Here is a 20,822-nt window from a genome sequence, read left to right as displayed (position 1 = left end):
GAAGGAAACCGGCGAATGGGCAAGGATCTGACCGGGTCAAAACTCCTGGTCGTGTCGGCCGTGAATTTCTCCGGAGGCGGTCCCCTGACCGTCTTGCGGGAAAGCCTTGCATCGGCCGTCGAGGTCCTGCCCCCGGAGTGGGAGATCATGGCCCTCGTCCACGATGCGAAACTGATCGATCTCCCGCGTGTCCGGGCCGTCGCTATTCCCGATGCCAAGGCCGCTTGGTGGCGCCGTTTGCGCTGGGAGTGGTTCGGTTTCGCGCGGCTTTCGAAGCAATGGAAGGCGGATGTCTGGCTGTCGCTGCACGACATCACCCCGCGCGTGTCGGCGGGCCGCCAGGCGGTCTATTGCCATAACCCGGCTCCGTTCTACCGGCTCAGCCTGCGCGAGACCATGCAGGAACCGAAGTTGTGGCTCTTCAACCTCTTCTATGCCTGGCTGTACCGGCTGAACATCCGGCGCAACAGCCATGTGATCGTGCAGCAGGAATGGCTCCGTCACGAATTCCGCAAACGGTTCGGTCCGCTGCCGATGCTGGTCGCCCATCCGGCGGCAGACCAGACACCGAGAACCGGGATCCTGCGCGAAACAGGCCGGCAAGTCTTTCTTTACGCGGCGTTCCCCAGGGTCTTCAAGAACTTCGAGGTGATTGGCGAGGCGGTGTCGCTTCTGGTCAATCGGGGAGTGACCGAATTCGAGGTGCGCTTCACGATCGACGGCAGCGAGAATCGCTATGCCGCCTGGTTGAAGCAACGCTTCGGCCATCTTGCGCAGCTTCGCTTCATCGGGCTGCAACCGCCGGATGCCATGCCGGACCTCTACGCCGAGGCCACTGTTGCGCTGTTTCCGAGCCGATTGGAAACCTGGGGCCTGCCGATAACCGAGGCGAAAGGCCAAGGGCTTCCCATGCTTGTGGCCGACTTGCCCTATGCCCACGAAACGGTCGGCGAATACGATCTGGTATCGTTCTTCGATCCCTTGTCCCCCGACCGACTGGCCCGGCTCATGGAAGCGATCATTGGCGGGACGTGGCAAGCTGACGGTAGCACGCCGACCGCTCCGGGTGGCCCTTTCGCCGCCAATTGGGATGAACTCTGGACGATGCTGGTCGCCGAAGATGCACCCGCGTCTGTGCAGAGTTCGGCCAGCGAGAAAGCGAACGCCGCATGAGCGATACGCCGCAGATAACGCTCTCCGTTGTGAGCCACGGTCAAGGCGCCATCGTGCGCGATCTGCTGGCCGATTGCCGCACGATTACTGGGGCGACTTTCGAGATCATCCTGACGCTCAACATCCCCGAAGACCAAGGGTGGATCGAAGCATTCTCAGACCTGCCGATCCGGATCATAGAAAACGCCGTCCCGAAAGGCTTCGGCGCCAATCACAACGCGGCATTCCGGCAGAGTACCGGCGGCTGCTTCGCCATCGTCAACCCCGATATTCGCGCCACGCCTCTCGACCTCGCCCGTCTCGTCTCGATGGTTTCGGACCCTCGAACCGGTGCCTGTGCCCCGCTGGTTCTCGGCCCTGGCGGAGACATCGAAGACAGCGCACGGTTTTTCCCCACCTTCCCCAGATTGCTTTCCCGGACGCTGCTAGGCCGCCGCGGGGCGGATTACGACCTGTCGGGGAACAGCCCGGTGGCTGTGGACTGGGTCGCCGGTATGTTCGTGGTTTTCGACCGCCAAGCTTTCGCGTCGATCGGCGGGTTCGACGACAGGCGCTATTTTATGTACCTCGAGGATGCCGACATTTGCCAGCGCCTCCGCCGGGCAGGGTACGAAGTTCTGGTCGATCCGACCACACGGGTTGTCCATCATGCACAAAGAGCGAGCCGGCGCAGTTTCAGGCACTTGCGATGGCATGCGGTGAGCAGCTTGCGCTTTCTGACTGGCTTGTAGGACGTCCGGGCCAAGTCTGGCCAATTAGTCGTTGAATTCTGAAAGGACCAGGTTGCACATGAAGGGCATCATTCTCGCCGGCGGTTCAGGGACCCGGCTGCATCCGGCCACGATCGCCGTCAACAAGCAGCTCCTGCCCATTTACGACAAACCCATGATCTATTTCCCGCTGGCCACCCACATGCTTGCAGGGATCCGCGAGGTCCTCATCATTTCGTCGCCCGAATATCTCGACAACTACAAGCGCCTTTTCGGCGACGGCGGCCAATTCGGCATCAGCATTGAGTACGTAGTGCAGCCGCGGCCCGAAGGGCTTGCTCAGGCCTTTCACCTTGGGGCCGATTTTGTCGACGGTGGCCCTGCGAGTCTCGTCCTGGGGGACAACATTTTCTACGGTGCCGGCCTCGGCAACATGCTCTCGGCCGCAAAGCGTCGTGCAGACGATGGGGTGGCGACCATCTTCGGCTATCACGTCGATTCTCCCGAGGCCTACGGCGTGGTCGAACTCGATGAAACCGGGCGCGCGAAATCCATCGAGGAAAAGCCCCTCAAGCCCAAGTCGAATTGGGCAGTCACCGGACTGTACTTCTACGACAGCCGTGTGACCGACCTTGCTTTGCGTGTGAAACCCTCTGCCCGCGGCGAGCTTGAGATAACCGACCTCAACCGCCTTTATATGGAAGCGGGTGACCTGCATGTCGAAACGATGGGGCGCGGGTACGCGTGGCTCGACACGGGCACTCACGAAAGCCTGCTCGAAGCCGGCGAATTCGTCCGGACCATCCAGCACCGACAGGGAATACAGCTGGCATGCCTCGAAGAGATCGCGTGGGAAAATCGCTGGATCGACGACCAGGCTTTACGCAGCCGTGCGGAAGCATTCGGTAAAACGAACTATGGGCGATATCTGCATAGACTGCTCGAACGCGGCGTCTGACTGCCGGCTCGCTCAGCTGGCAAGGCGAAGGGCTCCGGGTGCCTCGGGACCCGATCTCTGCCCCCAGATGCCCCGCGTATCGTAAACGATGGCATGGCTCCGCTCCTCCGCGGGTACGGCCTTGAAGACGTCGTGGTCGACCAGCACGATCAGGATTCCGCCGGCTTCCAGCGCTTCGTCGAGATCGACCAGCGTCGCGCCGGTCGCCTTGAATTCGACCGGCAGCTCGGCGGCGTAAGGTTCCACGATCCGGACCCGTTCGCCATATTTGCGGGCGATGCTGGCAGCGATGAAGCGGGCCGGGCTTTCACGGAAATCGTCGATGTTCGGCTTGAAGGCCAGGCCCAGGCAGGTGACCGGAATTCCGGGGTATTGTTCGATGAGCGCTTCGGCACGCGCCAGGACGTGACGCATCTTGCCGTCATTGACCTGTCGCGCCGTGCGGATCAGCGGCGACTGCTCTGGCGCGCCGTGAATGATGAAATAGGGATCGACCGCGATGCAATGACCCCCGACGCCGGGGCCCGGTTGCAGGATGTTGACGCGCGGATGAAGGTTGGCGAGCCGGATAACCTCCCACACGTCGAGGCCCATGTGATCGGCGATCATGGAAAGTTCGTTGGCGAAGGCGATGTTGACATCGCGGTAGGCGTTTTCGACCAGTTTGGTCATTTCCGCACTGCGGGCATCGGTGGTCACGCAGGTTCCGCGAACGAAGCGCTTGTAGAAAGCCATGGCCTTGCGCGCGCATCGGGGAGTGATCCCGCCGATGGAGCGATCGTTGTGGGTCAGTTCCTCGAGGATCCGGCCGGGCAGCACGCGTTCCGGGCAATAGGCGATGGAGACATCTGGGGTATCGGCAGACAGGCCGGGCAGCCGCAGGTCGGGCCTCAGCCCGGCGATACGGTCGCGCATCGCTTCCGTCGTCCCCACGGGCGAGGTGGATTCGAGGATGATGCAGTCCCCTTTCTTGAGCACGGCGGCGATCTCGGTGGCTGCGGCCATCACATAGGACAGGTCGGGCGTATGGTTCCCGTCCTTTTCGAAGGGTGTAGGCACGGCAATGACGAACACGTCGGCCGGCGCGATCTGGGTCGATGCCTTGAGATAGCCACGCTGCACGACGCCCCGGACGAGTCCGTCGAGATCGACTTCCTCGATGTGGATTTCGCCGCGGTTGATCGTATCGACCACCGCTTGCGAGATATCGATTCCAAGCACTGGGCACTCTGCCCGCGCGATCACTGCCGCCGTCGGCAGGCCGATGTAGCCGAGGCCGATGACGCATACCTGGGGCTTCGATTCTCCGCGCATTGTCAGATCCCGCATTCCATACCTAGTGTGACGCGACGCGTAGCGCGGAAGGGGTTAAGATAGCGGTAATGATGTTCCGCCATGGCAAGGCGGCACCAGCGAGGGGAAGGATTGCAATGCGCATAGTACTGACCGGGGCCGCCGGTTTCATCGGTGCCGCGCTTGCCGAGCGCCTCCTCGCCCGCGGAGAAGAGGTCGTCGGGATCGACAATCTCAACGACTATTACGACGTCAAGCTCAAGCACGCGCGACTTGCCCGCCTGCAGGAAGCCGGGGGCGAGCGATTCACGTTCCTTGCACTCGACTTTGCCGACATGGCTGCGCTGCAGGATGCCCTGGCGTCGATCGAATTCGAGCGCATCGTCCATCTAGGCGCCCAGGCCGGGGTCAGGTATTCGCTGGAGAACCCCCACGCCTACATCCATTCGAACGTGGTCGGGCATGTGAACATGCTCGAACTGGCGAGGTCGCGGCAGGTGCAGCACCTCGTCTATGCAAGTTCCAGTTCGGTCTATGGCGGGAACGACAAGGTGCCGTTTTCCGTCGAGGACCGGGTCGATCATCCCTATTCGCTCTATGCCGCGACCAAGAAGTCGGACGAGCTGATGAGCGAGACCTATGCGCATCTCTACCGCATTCCGCAGACCGGCCTGCGGTTCTTCACCGTTTACGGGCCCTGGGGCCGCCCGGACATGATGCCCTGGATCTTCACCTCGAAGATCCTGCGCGGCGAGCCGATACCCGTGTTCAACGAGGGCCGGATGCAGCGCGATTTCACCTACATCGACGATATCGTTGCGGGGATCGTCGCCTGCCTCGACAAGGCCCCGGCCGACGACGGCTGCGCCAAACCCGGCGGCAGCATCGCACCTCACGCGATCTACAACATCGGCAACAATCGGCCAGAGCAATTGCTGGATGTCATCCGCATCATCGAGGATGCCTGCGGACGCAGGGCACAGATCGAACTGCTGCCGATGCAACCGGGCGACGTGCCGCAGACCTATGCGGATATCGATGCGATCACCCGCGACCACGGATATGCCCCGACCACGCCGGTCGAGATAGGCTTTCCCCGCTTCGTCGAATGGTACCGGGGCTGGAACGGCCCCAAGTGACGACCCCAAGTGACGGCCCGAAGGGCCGCGTAGTTTCTAGCGGGCCAAGAGGTCCGCGATCCGGCGCGCGCTGTGCCCGTCACCGAAGGGATTGTGCGCACGGGCCATGGCGAGGTACGCGGCTTCGTCGTCGAGCAGGCGGGACGCTTCGCGCACGATGCGGTCCGCATCGGTTCCGACCAGCTTCGCCGTGCCGGCCTCCACACCTTCCGGGCGCTCCGTGGTTTCGCGCATGACCAGCACCGGCTTGCCGAGCGCCGGCGCCTCTTCCTGGACGCCGCCGCTGTCGGTCAGCATCAAGGTGCAGATGTCGAGCAAGCGGGAGAAAGTGGGATAGTCGAGCGGTTCGAGCAGGGCGACATTGTGCAAGCCTGCCAGTTCTTCGTTCATCACCGCGCGCACGTTGGGGTTGAGATGCACCGGGAACACCAGCGCCACATCGTCGCGCGCCGCAAGCTCCCGTATGGCGGTTGCGATGGCCCGCATCCCCTCGCCGAAATTCTCCCGGCGATGACTGGTCACCCCAATGATACGCCGCCCCGCGAACCGCTCTTCCACCGCGGCAAGGCCTTCAGCCAGGGCCGGTTCGGCCGCTACCTTGGCGGTGATCCAGTGCAACGCGTCGATGACGGTGTTGCCCGTTACATGGATGGTCGCCGGATCGATCGCCTCGCGGCGCAAGGCGGCGGCCGAAGTCTCCGTTGGCGCTGCATGGAGCGCGGCGAAGCTGCCGATAACCTTCCGATTCACTTCCTCGGGCCACGGATGATAGATATCGCCGCTGCGCAGGCCGGCCTCGACATGGCACACCGGGATCTTGCGGTAATAGGCCGCAAGCGCGCCGCACATGGCGGTGGCGGTATCGCCCTGCACCACGACCCAATCCGGCTGTTCGCGGTCCAGCACGTCACCGATACCCGTCAGCAGGCGGGCCGTAAGCGCATCAAGCGACTGGTTCGGCTGCATCACGTCGAGATCGTGGTGCGGGACGATACCGGCGATGGCCAGGACCTGGTCGAGCATGCCGCGATGCTGCCCGCTCACAAGTACGCGGCTGGAGAAGCGCGGGTCGGCTTCCAGCACGTGCAGAAGCGGGAACAGCTTGATAGCCTCCGGTCGGGTGCCGAAGACAGTGACGATTTTGCGAAGGGGTGCCGCAGCGGTGCTCATGCGGCAACCCTCTAGCGGCAATTCGTTAAATGCTGCCTAGCCCTTGCGGGACGTCAGAGCCCGGCCGCCTCCGGCTCATCGTCATTGGCCGGCTGCGGCAAGGGCTCATCGGTGACAGGAGCCGTTTCTCCGGCACGCTCGCGCTCCAGCCGTTCCATATAGGCCCGCTCGATCGCCTCGACCCGTTCCTGTTCGGCGGCAGCCTCTTCATCGATGGTCGACAGTCGGTCGGCCCGCGCCGCTTCGATCAGCTGCGCGAAACGCACGCCGGGGGCGTTGGCGCGCGCCTCGAAGGCGGCATCGATGAGTTCCTGGGTGCAGCCGGTGTAGCCGCCGGCCCCGCTGGGGGAGCACGACAATATCCCGAAATCGCCGACGAACCTGAAGGATTCGACGCGGCGGGCCCAGGCCGTGTTCGCCGGATCGTCGCTGCTCCGCAGCACTTCGGGGATACGATAGCGTTCGCTTTCGGGCAGCGTCGCAACGACGAGGATTTCGTCCCCATCGGCGGCAGGAACGGCATCGTCGCCATAGAGGATCACCATCCGGACCTTGTCCCCGCCGTCGTCCTGCGCGGCAACCGGGTCGGTGAACGGCATCATCGCTGCAACCAGCAGCGCGGCGAGGGTGAGCGGATTGATACGGCGGATCATGCGGGGTTGCCTCGCGGGGTTCTGAATCATTGGCTGGAATATAGGGTGTGTCGGCGTGAATACACCCTGAAAGAACGGATCAGACGCGTTCGCTCAGCTTGATCGCGGCACGGCAGCCCAGCCGGATCAGGCCCGAAAGCAGCGGATAGGCAGGTGCCTTTTCGGCCCCTAGTTCCAGCGCAGCGTCGCGATGTTCGCGCTCGTCCTCGCGGAAGGCATGGATCATTTCGGCCAGTTCGGGGTCGGCCCCGCTGGCTTCCAGCTGTTCGAGCTGGTCGGAATAATGGCGGTCGATTTCGGTTTCGATCGCCGCCGTGCAGGCCATGGCCGCTTCCGGGCCGATCAACGCGGTACCCGCGCCCAGCGCGTACCCCGCCATCGACCAGAGCGGCTGCAGCGCCGTCGGGCGAACGCCGCGCGCGGCCATCAGCGCGTCGAATTTCTTGCGATGCTCCGCCTCCTGGCGGGCCATGCCGGCAATCTCTCCCGAGTGGGGCCCCCTGTCGCCCATCACCGCCAACTGGCCTTCGTAAATGCGGGTCGCCCCGAACTCGCCGGCCTGGTCGACGCGGATCATCCGTTCCAGCTGCGCCTTGTCCATGGTTTGCTCACTTTCTCGCCAACAGCAACAGCACCGCCAGCCCTGCCGCGGTGGAGATGAGGAAATTCCATCCCGGCAGCGAAACGCCCGCGAGCGTCCATGGTGCCACGTCGCAGCGTACCAGCGGGGCATCGAGGATCGATTTCATGACGTCGCCGCCCTGCGACACCGGGGTGGTGCACGGCGTGATCCCGTCCCACCAGCCGTACTCGACGCCGGCATGGAAGCCGCCGATCGCGCCGGACAGCAGGATCGCGAGCGCCGCCAGCAGGATCCAGAGCCGCTGCGGGGCAACGAAAAAGCCGAGAACCGCGAAAGCGACAGCCGCGAAGTGCGGCCAGCGCTGCCACCAGCACATCTCGCACGGAAACAGCCCGAACCCGTATTGCGAGATATAGGCCCCCGCCAGCAAGGTGGTGGGAACGAGGAGCGCAATGCGCCGCGCGCGCAGCAAGGACGGCGTCAGGACCATGCCGACTCTATGGTGAGGTCAGGGCCGCAGCGCAACCGTGGCTTTGGTCGTGCGGCGCAGGGTTTCCAGCGCATAATGGAGCTGGAAATCCTCGATGCCCTGTTCCTTGAGCTGCGCGGACGTCAGCTGGAAGCGGGGATCCTGCAGCTTGTCGTTCTCGAGCTCCTCGTCCTTGAGGTTGGCATCGTTGACCAGGTGGCCGCGCAGGTCAGATTCGCGCAGCTGGAACTTGGCGCGTTTCTCCCAGTCGGGATCCGAGATCTGCGGCACCATGATATCCGGCTTGATGCCGCCTTCCTGCACCGACTTGCCCGACGGGGTGTAATAGCGCGCGGTCGTCAGCTTGAGGGCCGCATCCTCCCCGATCGGCAGGAGCGACTGCACGCTGCCCTTGCCGAAACTGGTCTGGCCCATCACCAGCGCACGGCGGTGGTCCTGCAAGGCGCCCGCAACGATTTCCGAAGCGGAGGCCGAGCCCGCGTCGATCAGCACGATGATCGGCACGTCGTCGGCGATCTCGCCGCGATAGACCGTCTCCGCATCATAGAGATAATTCTCGCCGCGCACCCGGCCGCGTTGCGAGACGATCCGCCCCTCGGAAAGAAACAGGTCCGACAGCGCCACCGCTTCGTCCAGCGAACCGCCGGGGTTGGATCGCAAGTCGAGCACCAGCCCGTTGACGCGCCCGCCGGCTTCCTTCTGCAAGGCGCGCCAGGCGTTGAATACGTCGGAGCCGACATCCTTCGAAAATTCGTTGACGGAGATGAAGCCGATGTTGCCCTGCTTCAGTTCGAAGGTAACCGGTTCGAGTTCGATGACGCCGCGCGTTACGGTGACATCGAAGGGTTCGTCACGGCCGGGCCGGAAGATCGTCAGCCGGATCGATGTGCCGGCCAGGCCGCGCATCCGCTGCACCGCGTCGTCCAGTTCGCCGCCATAGATCAGTTCGCCGTCGAGATGGGTGATGAAATCGCCCGCCTTGATTCCGACCTGGTCCGCCGGACTGCCTCGGAACGGGCTGATCACCTTGACGGCGCCGTCTTCCATGATGACCGACAGGCCGAGGCCGGAGTATTTCCCGTCGATCATGGTTTCGAGCCGCTGCAAGTCCCCGCCGTCGAGATAGGCGGAATGGGGATCGAGCGAAGCCAGCATCCCGTCGATCGCCCCGCGTACCAGCTTGTCCTTGTCGACCGGCTCGACATAGCTGGCCTGGATGCGCTGGTAGACTTCGAACAGGCGCGCGAATTCCGGTCCGACGCGGCCATCGACCTGCGCGAAGGTCGCGGTCGTCGCCGGGACCAGGGCAACAGCCGTCACGAGGGCGGCGGAACGCAGCAGCGGTGCAAGTTTCATGCAGACTCTCTCTTGCTTGGCAGCCCGTTCTATCCTGCCTCGGCGATGAACGCCAGATGAGGCCGCACACCGCCATGTCGCTCGTCCCTCTACGGAGCAGTCTCCGTCGAAACGGCAGCTGCGTGGACGGGCCCGGCGGCGTTCAGCCGATATAATCGAGCGGGTTCACCGGCAGGCCGTCGCGACGCAGTTCGAGCACGATCTGCGGGCGCACCGGTCCGGCGATACCCAAAGGAGCGCCGCCGACCAGCTCGTCGCCGACCGTCACATCGGTGCGGGCAAGGCCGGTGACGAGACTGGTCCAGCCCGCGCCGTGATCGATGATGACGATCCGGCCGTAGCCGCGATAGGTGCCGGCGAACGCCACCCGCCCGGCGGCAGGGGCCACGACCTGTGCGGCAGGCCTCGGGGCAATCGTCAGGCCGTCGGACAGGGTTCCCGAACCGGTCACGGCTCCGAACCCGGCAACGGTTCGCCCCGCCACGGGCACCTGCAGGTTCCTGGGGGCGAGGGCCGCGGGTGATTGCGGCGCATCCGCTGCGGGCGCCACGCGGGCCTGCGCGGGGCTTGCGGGACGCAGGATCGGACCGGGCAGCGCGGCCAGTTCCTGACGAAGCGAACCGGCCTCGCCCAAGCGGTCGACCAGCGTATCGAGATCGCGCGCCTCTTCGGCCAGGGCCAGCGCCCGATCGGTTTCGCGCGCAGCCTCGCCGCTGCGGGATCGCGATTCGAGCCTCTGGCGGGTTTCCAGCACCGCGAGCCGGTCGCGCCGCGTATCGAGCGTGTCCTGCCGTTCGCGCAAGGCCGCCAGCGCGGTGCGCCCCTCAGCCTCGAGCGCGCGCCCGCGATCGATTTCCGACCTCAGTGCAGCGGTACGCTGGCGGACCTGTGGCAAGGTGGTTTCCAGCATCGCCCGCAAGTACACAGTTTCCTCCAGCGAACCGGGGCGCAGCACGGCGAGCCCGAGGGGGCGGCGGGCGAATTTCTGCAAGGCTGCGGTCAGGCGGACGAGGGGCTCCCGTCGCTCGGCCAGGCGCTTCATCAGGCTGCGACGCTGACTGTCTATCAGTGCCAGGCGGCCTTCCGCAGCTGCAATCTCCGCCTCGGCCTGCTGGATACGGGCTGCGAGCGCGGCGGCTTCCCGGGCGGACCGGTCCGCCGCTTCGGTGGCGGCACGGGCCGAAGCTTCGAGGCGGGAACCGCGCTTCGCCGCCTTCGCCGCTTCGGCCCGGGCGCTTTCCATCGCAGCCGTGAGTGCGCGCGGATCCTCGTCGGGGGCGGCCGGCTGGGCTGCGAGGCCGACAAGCGCGAGCAGTCCGGCCCCCGCCAGTCCCACACAAGCAAGAAGGATGCGCCCAGTCGTCATGACGCCAATCCCTGCCCGATTATCCTTCGCGATGATAGGGGTGGCCTGCAAGGATGGCGGTGGCGCGGTAAAGCTGTTCGAGCAGCATGGCGCGGGCGAGCAGGTGCGGCCAGGTCGCCGATCCGAAGGCTAGCAGCAGGTCGGCGCCGCTTCGTTCGGCGGCTGTATGTCCGTCGGCCGCGCCCAGCACGAACCGCGCCTCGCGGGTGCCGCCGTCACGCCAGCGTTCGAGAGTGTCTGCGAGCTGTTTCGAGGTAAGGTCCTGCCCCCGTTCGTCGAGAAGCACGGTGCGCACCGGCGCCAGGGGCTCGGGGACGCGACCGCCGGTTTCGGGCAGCTCGGTCAGCCGCAGGGGCCAGGTGATGCGGCGGGCGTAGCGGTCGACCAGCTCGGCTTCGGGAGAGCGGGCGATCTTGCCGCGGGCGACGACGTGAAGGAGCATGACGTGTTGGCCTCAATCGTCCACGGTAACACCCGGCGCCATGCCATTCTCGCGGACCGCGCGGCTATGGTGGCGCAGCGGCCGGCCCTGCCGGCGATCGCGTGCCCGCGCGCGGATGACTAGCCGGTCAGGCGTTTCCGGCAACGGCCGCAGGTGCATCCCCGAACGACCACATCCGTTCGAGATTGTAGAAGCTGCGCACTTCGGGGCGGAAAAGGTGGATGACGACATCGCCGGCATCGACCAGCACCCAGTCGGCCGCAGGAAGGCCTTCGAGCCGGATCGGGCCGAAGCCCGCCTGCTTGATCTTTTCCGCGAGTTTCTGGGCGATGGCCGCAACCTGCCGCGTCGAACGGCCCGATGCGATGACCATGTGGTCCGCAATCGAGCTCTTTCCCTCGAGCGGAACGGTGACGACATCCTGCGCCTGGTCCTCCTCGAGCTGTTCGAGCACGAGGGCATGGAGCGTGGCGGAGGCGGAATCAGCCATTGCGGGCGAACCGCTGGCGATGGGCGTGATGGTATGCGCCGGTGTCATGGGCGAGATGGATACTCCTGTCATGGCGGGTAGATGGGGTGCGGGTGAGCCGATTGCGAGTCCGTGAAGGCGTCATGCGCGGGGCTCATCCTCCCCGATATCGGAACGGCCGAAGATCGATCGATGGGTCGCCTGGTCGAACAGTTTTCCAGCGGGAAAGCGTGACGCCCAGTCGGGGTCGGCACGGCGGATGGCCGTGGCCGATCTCGGATCCGGATCGAAACGCAGGTTCACCAGGGTCGGCGCGCTCCATTCGCCCCGTTTGAATGTTTCCGGCGCGATGCGATAGCGCCGCAACCAGGCCGCTGCGGGGCTGGCAGCGACGGCCCTTTCATACCCCGGGCGGGCAACGACCGCAATCGGCATCAGCCTCGCGATGGCGCGCCAGGCTCTCCACTGGTGGAATTGTGCCACATTGTCGGAACCCATCAGCCAGACGAATTCGCGATTCGGATAGCGCCGGACAAGCTTGCGCAGAGTGTCGACGGTATAGCGCGTGCCCAGCTGCGCCTCGATCGCCGTTACGCGGATCGGCGCGCGCCGGGCCTGTTGCAGCGCCGACCGGTAGCGCGCCTGGTGCGCCGCCATGCCTTGCCGGGGCTTGAGCGGATTGCCCGGGGAAACCAGCCACCACACCTCGTCCAGGCCGAGCGCATCGCATGCGAACAGGCTTATCCGCCGGTGCCCGCCATGGGCCGGATTGAAGCTCCCGCCGAGCAGGCCGGTCCGTTGTTTCGCGCCCATCGGCGAACGCGTACCGATTCGCAGCGCCGCTTCCAAGCGCTTTGCGCAGTTGCACATTTCCGCCAAATTGTGATCGCTCACAGCACCGCAAGGAAAAGGTTCCGGTGTCATGAATCCGTTTGTCGCGCGACTCCACCGACTCGGCGGTTACAACGGTTACCGGATTCGACCGGCCCCGAATCCGCTGCTAGCGGCGCAGCGGGGAACGATAATCGACATACAAGCGGGGTCGCATTGTACAACAAGCTGGATAACAGCGGATTTGCCGCAAGGGTCGCGGATTGGTTTCCGGACCGCGAGTTCTTCATGCGCTCGCAAGGCCAAGTCCGTTTCATCAAGGTATCGTCGCGCACCCAGATGCTAGCCGCTGCGGGTGTCGTGATCGCTTTGCTGGTCTGGGCGATCAGCATGGGCGTGATGAGCTACCTTCAATATCGCGCGCAGGCCGACCGTATGTCGCTGCTGGAGCGCGAGGCGCGCGTGGCAACCACGCAGGAACGCTTCGATGCCTACAGCAAGGATATCGACAAGGTCGCCGAAGACCTCAAGAAGCGGCAGGACTTCCTCGAAGCGATGACCTCTTCCCTGCCGGAAGACGTCAAGGCCGCCGAAGGCACGCCGGTTTCCGACAGCACGAGCGAAGCGGCGGCCACTGTCGACAAGGTCAGTGCGGCCTTCCCGCAAGCGCGCGCGCTGGCCGAACTTGAAGCCCGCCAGCTTGCCTATGTCGAGCGGCTGACCCGCTTTGCCGACCAGCGTGCCGCGCGGGCGGCGCAGGCCCTGCGCCAGCTCGGACTCAATCCGCAGACCATGCTTGCCGGTGCCGAGAAGCAGGCGATGGGTGGTCCGCTGGTCATGCTGGCCACTGGCGCCAATGGCGAGATCGACCCGCGGTTCGAGCGGCTGGGCCTGAGCCTGGCACGTATGTCGGCGCTCGAGCGCGGGTTGGATGCCGTCCCGCAGTTCACCCCGACCAGCCTGTCGATCACCAGCGTCTCTTCCGGCTTCGGCTATCGCCGCGACCCCTTCACCGGCGGCGGCGCGATGCACGCAGGGCTCGATTTCAAAGGCCCGATGGGCGCGCCGATCTATGCCGCTGCTGACGGTGTGGTAAGCTTCGTCGGCCGGAAATCGGGCTATGGCAATGTGGTCGAGATCAGCCACGGCAACGGCCTGATGACCCGTTATGCCCACATGTCGCGCTTTTCGACCCGCGTAGGCACGCGGGTTGACGCGGGTACGGTGATCGGGGCGATCGGCAGCACCGGCCGCTCGACCGGGCCGCACCTGCATTTCGAAGTCCGCATCAACGACCGCGCGGTCAATCCCCGCCCCTTCCTGGAGGCTGCACCCAATGTTCTCAAAGAAGCCCGCCGTACCGGAGCAAGGCCTGCCAAGGAGCGTATCCGTGGCTAGATCGTCGGGCGCTTCGGGCAGCTTTTCCGTGATCGGAAGCGATGTGACCATCCGCGGGGACATCTCGGCATCGACCGAATTGCATGTCGACGGCACTGTCGAAGGCGATATCGGATGCGCGTCGCTGGTGCAGGGGGAAACCTCCACCATCAAGGGCGCCGTGACTGCCGAAACCGCCCGCCTGGCCGGCAGGGTCGAAGGTTCGATCGATGCGCGCGAGCTGGTGATCCTGCGCTCCGCGACCATTACCGGCGATGTCCACTACGATGCGCTTACGATCGAGCAGGGTGCGGCTGTCGATGGCCGCTTCGCCCCGCGCAGCAATAGCAAGGCAGCAGCTCCTTCGCCGGTTTCGCTGGCTACGGAAGCCGGAACCGCAGCGCTGGCCGCTACCATCTGACCGGCCCCCGCGTGCTGCGGCTATTCCGGCGAACTATGCGGGCAGCACCTCGGCACGCAAGGCCTTGCGATCGAGCTTGCCGATAAGGGTCTTGGGCAGCCCTTCGCGCACCACCACCGAATCGACACGCTCGTGCTTGCCGATACGGCTGTTCAGCCATTCGGCGAGCGCCGCGCCCTCGACGGCTTGCCCGTCCTGCAGGGTCACGAAGGCCCGCGGCACTTCGCCGCGGTAGGTGTCGGGCACGCCGATCACCAGCGCTTCCTTCACCGCCGGATGTTCCAGCAGGACATCCTCCACCTGGCTCGGGAAGACCTTGAACCCGCCTACGGCAATCATGTCCTTGATGCGGTCGACGATGGACAGGAAGCCGTCGGCATCGATGGTCGCGACATCGCCTGTGCGGAGCCACTGCTTGCCGCGGTGCTCGACGAAGGTTTCGGCGGCGGCTTCCGGCCTGTTCCAGTATCCGCGCATCACCTGCGGCCCGTGGATCGCCAGTTCGCCCGGCTCGCCATCGGGGGCGAGGCGCAAAGGATCTTCCTTGTCGAGCAGCAACACTTCCGTTCGCGGCACGACCTGGCCGATGGTTCCGCGCTTGCGGGTACCGGTATAGGGGTTGGCGGAAACGACACCGGATGTCTCCGTCAGGCCGTACCCCTCGACGAGCCGGACACCGGTGACGGCTTCGAATTTCTCGTGCACGGGTGCAGGCATCGGGGCCCCGCCCGATATGCAGACCTTGAGCGACGACAGGTCCGTTTTCGGCAAGTCGGGATGGTCGAGCAGCGCCTGGAACATGGTCGGCACGCCCGGGAAACCGGTGCAGCGATAGCGCTGGATGGTCTGCAGCACCTGCTTCGCCTCGAACCGCGGCACGATGGCAATGGAGCCGCCGCTGGCGACGGCGTGGTTGAGCAGGGCGGTGTTGGCGAAGACATGGAAGAACGGCAGCGCGCCCATGAAGACTTCGCCGGCCGGATTGCCGAACGGATTGATCGAGGCGACCTGCTGCGCATTAACGGCCAGCTGGCTGTGACCGAGCATGGCGCCCTTTGGCCTACCGGTGGTGCCGCCAGTGTATTGCAGCAGGGCAAGGTCCTGCGCCGGATCGAGCGCCACGACAGGCGGCGCGCGGTCCGGCGTCAGCGACCCCCACGACCGTATCGACTGGTCGAGCGCTACCCGGGCGAGCTTGCTGCGGCCGAGGGTGCGCAGCAGCAGGCCCTTGCCGAGCGGCAACTGGGCCGCCAGCGATCCGACCACGAGAGTTTGCAGCGTCGAGCCCGCCAGCACTGCGCTGGCGGTGCGATAGAGCTCCGGCACGTCCAGCGTGACCAGCAGGCGGGTCCCCGAATCCTCGACCTGCCAGGCCAGTTCGTCGACAGTGTAGAGCGGCGAGTAGTTCACCACCACGGCGCCCGCCATCATCGCGCCGTAATAGGCCGCGGCGTAGATCGGCACATTGGGCAGGAACAAGCCTACGCGGTCGCCCTTGCCGATCCCGACGCTCGCCAGCCCGGCCGCAAAACGGCGTGCCTCGGCATGGATCGCGCCGTAGCTGTAGGTCCGCCCGAGAAAATGCAGCAGCGGCGCGGCCGGATTTGCTGCGACGGACCGTTCGAGCAATTGCGGTACCGTCAATTGCGCAAACTGTGTGTCCCACGGCTGCGGGTGATGATAGGCGACCTTACTGACATCCATGTCAGCAGCATGGCGGCAATCCCCTCCGCCCGCAAGACGAAAGAACGCGCGGCACGCGATGGGGAACGCGCGATTTCAGCTGTTTGCAACCGCCAGGCTTATTCGCCCGCTGCTTCGCCCGCTTCCTGTGCACGTTTGGCTTCGAGCCACGCGGCCGCTTCGGCTTCCTGCGCGGCTTCCGAGGCAGCCTTCCCGGCCGCTTCGCGCTCCGCCCGCAGTTCCTCGATCAGCTTCTCGCGGTCACTGGTGCTTTCGCCTGCAGGCGCCGTACCTTCGCTGGAACCGGCCTTCTTGGCCGCCTTGGCGACGACCGCGTCGAGTTCGCGCTGCGAGCACAGGCCGAGCGTCACCGGATCCTTGGGCTGGATATTGGCGATGTTCCAGTGGCTGCGGTCGCGGATCGCGGCGATGGTGGTGCGGGTGGTGCCAATCAGCTTGCCGATCTGCGCGTCGGTAATTTCCGGGTGGTTGCGCAGGATCCAGGCGATGCCGTCGGGCTTGTCCTGCCGCTTCGATACCGGCGTATAGCGCGGGCCCTTGGTGCGCGTGACTTCGAGCGGCGCCTTCTGCATCTTGAGCACGTAGGACGGATCGTCCTGTCCGCGCTCGATTTCGGCCTGGGTCAGTTCGCCGGCGTGGACCGGATCGCGGCCGGTGTACTTGGACCCGGCGAGGTCGTCCGCCATGGCCTGCACCTCGAGGATATGGAGGCCGCAGAATTCGGCGATCTGGTCGAAGCTGAGCCCGGTGTTATCGACCAGCCAGGTGGCGGTCGCGTGCGGCATCAGCGGTTTGGGTTGGTCGGCCATGGGGTTTCTACCTCGTGAAAATACAAGGGCCGCCCCTTCCGGAGCGGCCGCTTGCCGGGCCATTTAGGACATCGCGGCGGCGGGGGCAAGGATTCGATGCCGCCAGCGCTGCCCCGCGCCTATGCCGTCTGCCGTTCAGTCTCGAAACGGCGCAACCCCGACAAGAACTGCGCCGTTGCCGCTTCCCAAGTGAATTGCGCGGCATAGTCCGCGCAATCCGACCTGCTGCAGAACCTCGCCGCAGCGATGGCGCGGTCGAGGTTCTCGGACAGGGCCCCTACCCTGTCTGTGACGATGTCGATCGGACCTGCCACGGGATGGGCCGCGACCGGCGTACCGCAAGCGAGCGCTTCGATCAGCACCAACCCGAATGTGTCGGTGCGCGACGGAAACACGAAAACGTCGGCCCCGGCATAGCATCCAGCCAGCTCGCGCCCGGTTCTCTTGCCGAGAAAGCGGGCCTCGGGGTATTTCGCCTCGAGCGCCGCCCGAGCCGGGCCATCGCCGACCACGACCTTGGTGCCGGGATAGCTGCACTCGAGGAAAGCCTCGATGTTCTTCTCTACGGCGATCCGTCCGACATAGAGGAGGATCGGGCCCTCGAAGTCCGAAAACTCCGGCGGGGGCGGCGCATCGGGCGTGAAACACGCCAGATCGACCCCGCGGCCCCAGTGGTGCAGCTCGCCGATACCCTGCGCGCGCAGTTCCTCGCGAATGCTTTCGGTCGCCACCATGACCGCGCTGGCGGACCGATGGAACCAGCGGATATATGGCCAGAAGGTGCTGGCAGGCAGGCCGGTCCGCCGCGCCAAATAATCCGGAAACTGCGTGTGGTAGGCAGTCGTGAAGGGCACGTGCCTGCGCAGGCAATAGGCACGCGCAGCAAGACCGAGCGGGCCTTCTGTAGCGATGTGGATCGCATCTGGGGCCAGGCTTGCCAATTGCCGCCCGACCGCTCCAGGCCAGCTCAGCGCCAGCCGGATTTCCGGGTAGGTCGGACAAGGAATGGAGCGGAACTGGTCCGGCGCAATCACCGTGACGTCGAAACCCCGCACCCGCAGCAGGTCGACTGTCGTCGACAGCGTTCGCACGACACCGTTCATCTGCGGGAACCATGCATCGCTGACGATGGCGATGCTTTGCACGATCGGCGAGGCCTTCACGCTGCCGATCCGTTCGGCAGCACCGATGGGCAGCGGATGGTTCATGCCGCCTCCTTGAGCGATGCGGCGGGCTTCGCCGCGCGCCCGGCAATCTCGTCCGGCCAGTGGAGGATTTTCATCCGCCCGTCGAAATGCTCTACCAGTGCGTTGCAACCTTCGACCCAGTCGCCGTCGTTCCAGTATTCGACCTCGCGTCCCTCGTGGATGAAGCGGCGGAATTCGGCGGTGTGGATGTGGCCGCATACGACCCCGTCGACCCCGCGTTCGGCCGCGGCCCGGGCCACCACTTCCTCGTACCTGGAAATGAACTCGACGGCGTTCTTGACCTTGTGCTTGGCCGCCTTGGAGATCGACCAGTAAGGCAGGCCGAGCCGCTGACGGGCGGAGGCTACCCAGCTGTTGAGATTCATCATCAGGTGATAGGCCGCGTCGCCGACGAAGGCGAGCCAGCGGTGGGCCAGCATGACGGTGTCGAATTCGTCGCCGTGCAGGACCATCAGCCGGCGGCCGTCGGCCGTATCGTGGAAGGCGGCCCGGCGGATTTCGACCCCGCCGAAGTCCATGCCGCAGAACGGCCGGATCATCTCGTCATGGTTGCCGGGGATGTAGACGATCCGCGTGCCGCGCTTGGCCCGCTTGAGCACGCGCCAGACGATATCATTGTGTTCGGCGGGCCAGTAGAACTTCTTCTTCAGCCGCCAACCGTCGATGATGTCGCCGACGAGGTACATCGTCTCGCTGTCGGTATGGTCGAGGAAATCGATCAGCAACTCCGCATTGCAGCCCTTGGTGCCGAGATGCACGTCGCTGATCCAGATCGTCCGGTAGCGGCGCCGTTCGCCGACCTGCCTTTCCGGCACCGACGGCTCGACGGGCGCGAAGGGGGCGATGTTGGAGAAGTCGTGCGGCAGGTGTTTCGCGACATCGTCGAGCATCGAATGCTCCTGGATCCGTTGCTATCGACGGTCATGATGCCGCAAGATTGTGACAAGGGTTGCGCAGTGCGGTGACGGTTTGGCGCAATTGCTACAGCGCAGCGACACGCCTCACGCCATCGGAACGAAGCCTTTGAGGGTCGGCACGCGCGCGAGCCAGGCCTGCACCGCGGGATAGGCCGCAAGCTCGAACCCGCCCTCTTCCGCGACGTGGGTATAGGCGAAAAGCGCGATATCGGCGAGCGAGGCGGCATCGCCGGCAAACCAGTCGCGGCCCTTCAGGTGACCGTCCATCGTCGCCAGAGCCTCATGCCCGGCAATCCGCTTGGGCATCATCTGGCCGCGCTGCTGTTCGCTGAGATTGGCCTGCCCGACGAAAGCGCACCAGAAGCGCAACGTCGCGATATTGGGTTCGTGGCTGTATTGTTCGAAGAACATCCAGCGCAGCATCTGCGCCCGGTCGAAGCGATCCCCGGGAACCAGCCCCGTACCCTCGGCAAGGTACCAGCAGGCCGCATTGCTTTCCGGCAGGAAACGATCTCCGACCTGCAATACCGGGATGCGCCCGTTGGCGTTCACGGTTTCTAGAAATTGAGGCGTGTGGGTTTCGCCTTTGAGAATGTCATACTGCCTTGTCGCCATCGGCAGCCCCAGGAGCGCGGCAGTCAGCTTGATTTTGTAGCAATTGCCGCTGCGCGGGTCTTCGTGGAGCGTCAGGTCTTCAGTCACCGCTCACCTCCAGCACGATCTTGCCGATGTGGTCACCCGCCTCCATCCGCGCATGCGCGGCGGCGGCTTGCGCCAGCGGGAAGGCCATGTCCATCACCGGGCGAAGGGTGCCGTCGGCGACCAGCGGCCATGCCACCTGCTCGATTTCCTCGCACAGTGCGGTCTTGAATGCATCGGAGCGCGGCCGGAGCGTGGAGGCGGTCAGCGTCAGGCGGCGACTCATCACCACCGCCATGTTGATCGTGGCCTGCATCCCGCCAAGAACGGCTATTGTCACATGCCGCCCGCCTTCGGCCAGGCATTTGAGGTTGCGCGGGACATAATCACCCGAAACCATGTCGAGCACGATCTCGACGCCCTTCCCTTCGGTTATTGCCTGGACCTGCTCGACGAAGTCGCCCGCCTTGTAGTTGACAGCATGGTCGGCACCGATTTCGCGCGCTGCGGCGCATTTCTCCTCGTCGCCGCAGGTCACGATCACGGTCATCTCGAACGCCTTGGCGAGCATGATCGCCATGGTACCGATACCGCTGGTGCCGCCATGGACGAGCAGCGTTTCGCCCTCGCGCGCCATGCCGCGCTGGAACACGTTGTGCCACACGGTGAAGAGGGTCTCGGGCAGCGCCGCAGCTTCTCGCAGCGACAACCCTTCCGGCACCGGCAGGCAATGCCCGACCGGTGCCGCGCAATATTCGGCATAGCCGCCGCCGGGCGTCAGCGCGCAGATGCGACGCCCCAGATGCCCGGGATCGACACCTTCACCCACCGCGACAACATCGCCGGCAACTTCCAGCCCGAGGATCGGCGAGGCGCCGGGAGGAGCGGGATAGAGCCCGGCGCGCTGGATGCAGTCCGGGCGATTGACCCCAGCCCAGGCGACGCGGATCAACACCTCGCCCGACCGGGCCTGCGGGACGGCGACGGTCTCGGGCCGCAACACCTCCGCACCCCCGGGGGCATCGAACCCGATTGCCGTCATTTCTGCCGGTATTTCCTGAGCCATCGCCTGCCCGTCCCCTGCCGCGCGCGCAAGCTGTCGCCGTAAAGCCTC

General features: G+C 65.2%; 22 protein-coding genes. 6 read left to right on the top strand and 16 right to left on the bottom strand.

The window, feature by feature from the left end; translation table 11 throughout:
• Positions 1-15: 15 nt before the first annotated feature.
• From WAB17_RS06420 to rfbA, 3 genes are read left to right on the top strand one after another with little or no spacing between them, the layout of a single operon-like run.
• Positions 16-1,173 (top strand): glycosyltransferase, encoded by a 1,158-nt coding sequence (locus tag WAB17_RS06420; protein WP_435419184.1) that lies wholly within the window; start codon positions 16-18, stop codon positions 1,171-1,173.
• Positions 1,170-1,904: a glycosyltransferase gene (locus WAB17_RS06415; protein ID WP_435419183.1), complete on the top strand. Its 735-nt coding sequence runs from the start codon at positions 1,170-1,172 to the stop codon at positions 1,902-1,904. Before WAB17_RS06420 ends, WAB17_RS06415 begins: the two co-directional genes overlap by 4 nt.
• 58 nt (positions 1,905-1,962) lie before the next feature.
• Positions 1,963-2,841, top strand: coding sequence for a glucose-1-phosphate thymidylyltransferase RfbA (rfbA, locus tag WAB17_RS06410; protein WP_435419182.1), 879 nt, complete (start codon positions 1,963-1,965; stop codon positions 2,839-2,841).
• 12 nt (positions 2,842-2,853) lie between these two features.
• Here the strand turns inward: rfbA and wecC are convergent, their stop codons facing one another.
• Complete coding sequence (gene wecC, locus WAB17_RS06405) at positions 2,854-4,155, bottom strand: UDP-N-acetyl-D-mannosamine dehydrogenase (protein ID WP_435419347.1); 1,302 nt, start codon at positions 4,153-4,155, stop codon at positions 2,854-2,856.
• Between the two features lie 116 nt (positions 4,156-4,271).
• On the opposite strand from wecC, the gene WAB17_RS06400 reads away from it, so the two are divergent.
• Complete coding sequence (locus WAB17_RS06400) at positions 4,272-5,273, top strand: SDR family NAD(P)-dependent oxidoreductase (protein WP_435419181.1); 1,002 nt, start codon at positions 4,272-4,274, stop codon at positions 5,271-5,273.
• Between the two features lie 36 nt (positions 5,274-5,309).
• On the opposite strand, the gene wecB is transcribed toward WAB17_RS06400, so the two are convergent.
• The 9 genes from wecB to WAB17_RS06355 form a co-directional block, all read right to left on the bottom strand.
• Positions 5,310-6,443, bottom strand: coding sequence for a non-hydrolyzing UDP-N-acetylglucosamine 2-epimerase (gene wecB, locus WAB17_RS06395; RefSeq protein WP_435419180.1), 1,134 nt, complete (start codon positions 6,441-6,443; stop codon positions 5,310-5,312).
• A 53-nt stretch (positions 6,444-6,496) separates the two neighbouring features.
• Complete coding sequence (locus WAB17_RS06390) at positions 6,497-7,096, bottom strand: hypothetical protein (protein ID WP_435419179.1); 600 nt, start codon at positions 7,094-7,096, stop codon at positions 6,497-6,499.
• Between the two features lie 79 nt (positions 7,097-7,175).
• Entirely contained in the window at positions 7,176-7,697 is a 522-nt protein-coding gene (locus WAB17_RS06385; RefSeq protein ID WP_435419178.1) for a demethoxyubiquinone hydroxylase family protein, read from the bottom strand.
• A 7-nt stretch (positions 7,698-7,704) separates the two neighbouring features.
• On the bottom strand, positions 7,705-8,169 hold the full coding sequence (locus WAB17_RS06380; protein ID WP_435419177.1) for a disulfide bond formation protein B: 465 nt from the start codon (positions 8,167-8,169) through the stop codon (positions 7,705-7,707).
• 18 nt (positions 8,170-8,187) lie between these two features.
• Positions 8,188-9,525 carry a S41 family peptidase gene (locus tag WAB17_RS06375; RefSeq protein WP_435419176.1) on the bottom strand — a complete coding sequence of 446 codons (1,338 nt, stop codon included), beginning with the start codon at positions 9,523-9,525 and terminating at the stop codon, positions 8,188-8,190.
• A gap of 142 nt (positions 9,526-9,667) precedes the next feature.
• On the bottom strand, positions 9,668-10,891 hold the full coding sequence (locus WAB17_RS06370; protein WP_435419175.1) for a murein hydrolase activator EnvC family protein: 1,224 nt from the start codon (positions 10,889-10,891) through the stop codon (positions 9,668-9,670).
• Positions 10,892-10,910: 19 nt separating this feature from the next.
• Positions 10,911-11,333 carry a 23S rRNA (pseudouridine(1915)-N(3))-methyltransferase RlmH gene (locus tag WAB17_RS06365; RefSeq protein ID WP_435419174.1) on the bottom strand — a complete coding sequence of 141 codons (423 nt, stop codon included), beginning with the start codon at positions 11,331-11,333 and terminating at the stop codon, positions 10,911-10,913.
• A 127-nt stretch (positions 11,334-11,460) separates the two neighbouring features.
• Positions 11,461-11,823, bottom strand: a complete 363-nt coding sequence (gene rsfS, locus WAB17_RS06360) for a ribosome silencing factor (RefSeq protein ID WP_435419346.1) — start codon at positions 11,821-11,823, stop codon at positions 11,461-11,463.
• Positions 11,824-11,943: 120 nt separating this feature from the next.
• The gene (locus tag WAB17_RS06355; RefSeq protein ID WP_435419173.1) at positions 11,944-12,615 is read right to left on the bottom strand and encodes a nicotinate-nucleotide adenylyltransferase; all 672 of its coding nucleotides are present in this window, start codon (positions 12,613-12,615) and stop codon (positions 11,944-11,946) included.
• A gap of 234 nt (positions 12,616-12,849) precedes the next feature.
• Here WAB17_RS06355 and WAB17_RS06350 point away from each other — a divergent pair, with 234 nt between their 5' ends.
• Together WAB17_RS06350 and WAB17_RS06345 are read left to right on the top strand one after the other, a co-directional pair.
• Entirely contained in the window at positions 12,850-14,031 is a 1,182-nt protein-coding gene (locus WAB17_RS06350; protein WP_435419172.1) for a peptidoglycan DD-metalloendopeptidase family protein, read from the top strand.
• Positions 14,024-14,431, top strand: coding sequence for a bactofilin family protein (locus WAB17_RS06345; RefSeq protein ID WP_435419171.1), 408 nt, complete (start codon positions 14,024-14,026; stop codon positions 14,429-14,431). Before WAB17_RS06350 ends, WAB17_RS06345 begins: the two co-directional genes overlap by 8 nt.
• 33 nt (positions 14,432-14,464) lie before the next feature.
• On the opposite strand, the gene WAB17_RS06340 is transcribed toward WAB17_RS06345, so the two are convergent.
• The 6 genes from WAB17_RS06340 to WAB17_RS06315 all read right to left on the bottom strand — a co-directional run bounded on the left by WAB17_RS06340 (position 14,465) and on the right by WAB17_RS06315 (position 20,774).
• Positions 14,465-16,135, bottom strand: a complete 1,671-nt coding sequence (locus tag WAB17_RS06340; protein WP_435419170.1) for a long-chain-fatty-acid--CoA ligase — start codon at positions 16,133-16,135, stop codon at positions 14,465-14,467.
• Between the two features lie 98 nt (positions 16,136-16,233).
• Positions 16,234-16,944 carry a DUF1013 domain-containing protein gene (locus WAB17_RS06335; RefSeq protein ID WP_435419169.1) on the bottom strand — a complete coding sequence of 237 codons (711 nt, stop codon included), beginning with the start codon at positions 16,942-16,944 and terminating at the stop codon, positions 16,234-16,236.
• Between the two features lie 119 nt (positions 16,945-17,063).
• A complete protein-coding gene (locus WAB17_RS06330; RefSeq protein WP_435419345.1) occupies positions 17,064-18,047 on the bottom strand; it encodes a glycosyltransferase family 4 protein in 984 nt (327 codons plus the stop codon).
• A 101-nt stretch (positions 18,048-18,148) separates the two neighbouring features.
• Complete coding sequence (locus tag WAB17_RS06325; RefSeq protein WP_435419168.1) at positions 18,149-19,042, bottom strand: UDP-2,3-diacylglucosamine diphosphatase; 894 nt, start codon at positions 19,040-19,042, stop codon at positions 18,149-18,151.
• Between the two features lie 111 nt (positions 19,043-19,153).
• Complete coding sequence (locus WAB17_RS06320; RefSeq protein WP_435419167.1) at positions 19,154-19,771, bottom strand: glutathione S-transferase family protein; 618 nt, start codon at positions 19,769-19,771, stop codon at positions 19,154-19,156.
• Positions 19,764-20,774 (bottom strand): NAD(P)H-quinone oxidoreductase, encoded by a 1,011-nt coding sequence (locus WAB17_RS06315; RefSeq protein WP_435419166.1) that lies wholly within the window; start codon positions 20,772-20,774, stop codon positions 19,764-19,766. Before WAB17_RS06315 ends, WAB17_RS06320 begins: the two co-directional genes overlap by 8 nt.
• Between the last annotated feature and the right edge of the window lie 48 nt (positions 20,775-20,822).

The sequence above is a fragment of the Parerythrobacter aurantius genome, from assembly GCF_045291475.1.
GTDB lineage: Bacteria > Pseudomonadota > Alphaproteobacteria > Sphingomonadales > Sphingomonadaceae > Parerythrobacter > Parerythrobacter aurantius.
This window is presented reverse-complemented; position numbering and strand designations above follow the sequence as displayed.

Bases quoted from the DNA above. Each gene is read 5' to 3' on its own strand.
- WAB17_RS06420 (WP_435419184.1), top strand. From the start codon at position 16: ATGGGCAAGGATCTGACCGGGTCAAAACTCCTGGTCGTGTCGGCCGTG.
- WAB17_RS06415 (WP_435419183.1), top strand. From the start codon at position 1,170: ATGAGCGATACGCCGCAGATAACGCTCTCCGTTGTGAGCCACGGTCAA.
- rfbA (WP_435419182.1), top strand. From the start codon at position 1,963: ATGAAGGGCATCATTCTCGCCGGCGGTTCAGGGACCCGGCTGCATCCG.
- wecC (WP_435419347.1), bottom strand. From the start codon at position 4,155: ATGCGCGGAGAATCGAAGCCCCAGGTATGCGTCATCGGCCTCGGCTAC.
- WAB17_RS06400 (WP_435419181.1), top strand. From the start codon at position 4,272: ATGCGCATAGTACTGACCGGGGCCGCCGGTTTCATCGGTGCCGCGCTT.
- wecB (WP_435419180.1), bottom strand. From the start codon at position 6,443: ATGAGCACCGCTGCGGCACCCCTTCGCAAAATCGTCACTGTCTTCGGC.
- WAB17_RS06390 (WP_435419179.1), bottom strand. From the start codon at position 7,096: ATGATCCGCCGTATCAATCCGCTCACCCTCGCCGCGCTGCTGGTTGCA.
- WAB17_RS06385 (WP_435419178.1), bottom strand. From the start codon at position 7,697: ATGGACAAGGCGCAGCTGGAACGGATGATCCGCGTCGACCAGGCCGGC.
- WAB17_RS06380 (WP_435419177.1), bottom strand. From the start codon at position 8,169: ATGGTCCTGACGCCGTCCTTGCTGCGCGCGCGGCGCATTGCGCTCCTC.
- WAB17_RS06375 (WP_435419176.1), bottom strand. From the start codon at position 9,525: ATGAAACTTGCACCGCTGCTGCGTTCCGCCGCCCTCGTGACGGCTGTT.
- WAB17_RS06370 (WP_435419175.1), bottom strand. From the start codon at position 10,891: ATGACGACTGGGCGCATCCTTCTTGCTTGTGTGGGACTGGCGGGGGCC.
- WAB17_RS06365 (WP_435419174.1), bottom strand. From the start codon at position 11,333: ATGCTCCTTCACGTCGTCGCCCGCGGCAAGATCGCCCGCTCTCCCGAA.
- rsfS (WP_435419346.1), bottom strand. From the start codon at position 11,823: ATGGCTGATTCCGCCTCCGCCACGCTCCATGCCCTCGTGCTCGAACAG.
- WAB17_RS06355 (WP_435419173.1), bottom strand. From the start codon at position 12,615: ATGGGCGCGAAACAACGGACCGGCCTGCTCGGCGGGAGCTTCAATCCG.
- WAB17_RS06340 (WP_435419170.1), bottom strand. From the start codon at position 16,135: ATGGATGTCAGTAAGGTCGCCTATCATCACCCGCAGCCGTGGGACACA.
- WAB17_RS06335 (WP_435419169.1), bottom strand. From the start codon at position 16,944: ATGGCCGACCAACCCAAACCGCTGATGCCGCACGCGACCGCCACCTGG.
- WAB17_RS06330 (WP_435419345.1), bottom strand. From the start codon at position 18,047: ATGAACGGTGTCGTGCGAACGCTGTCGACGACAGTCGACCTGCTGCGG.
- WAB17_RS06325 (WP_435419168.1), bottom strand. From the start codon at position 19,042: ATGCTCGACGATGTCGCGAAACACCTGCCGCACGACTTCTCCAACATC.
- WAB17_RS06315 (WP_435419166.1), bottom strand. From the start codon at position 20,774: ATGGCTCAGGAAATACCGGCAGAAATGACGGCAATCGGGTTCGATGCC.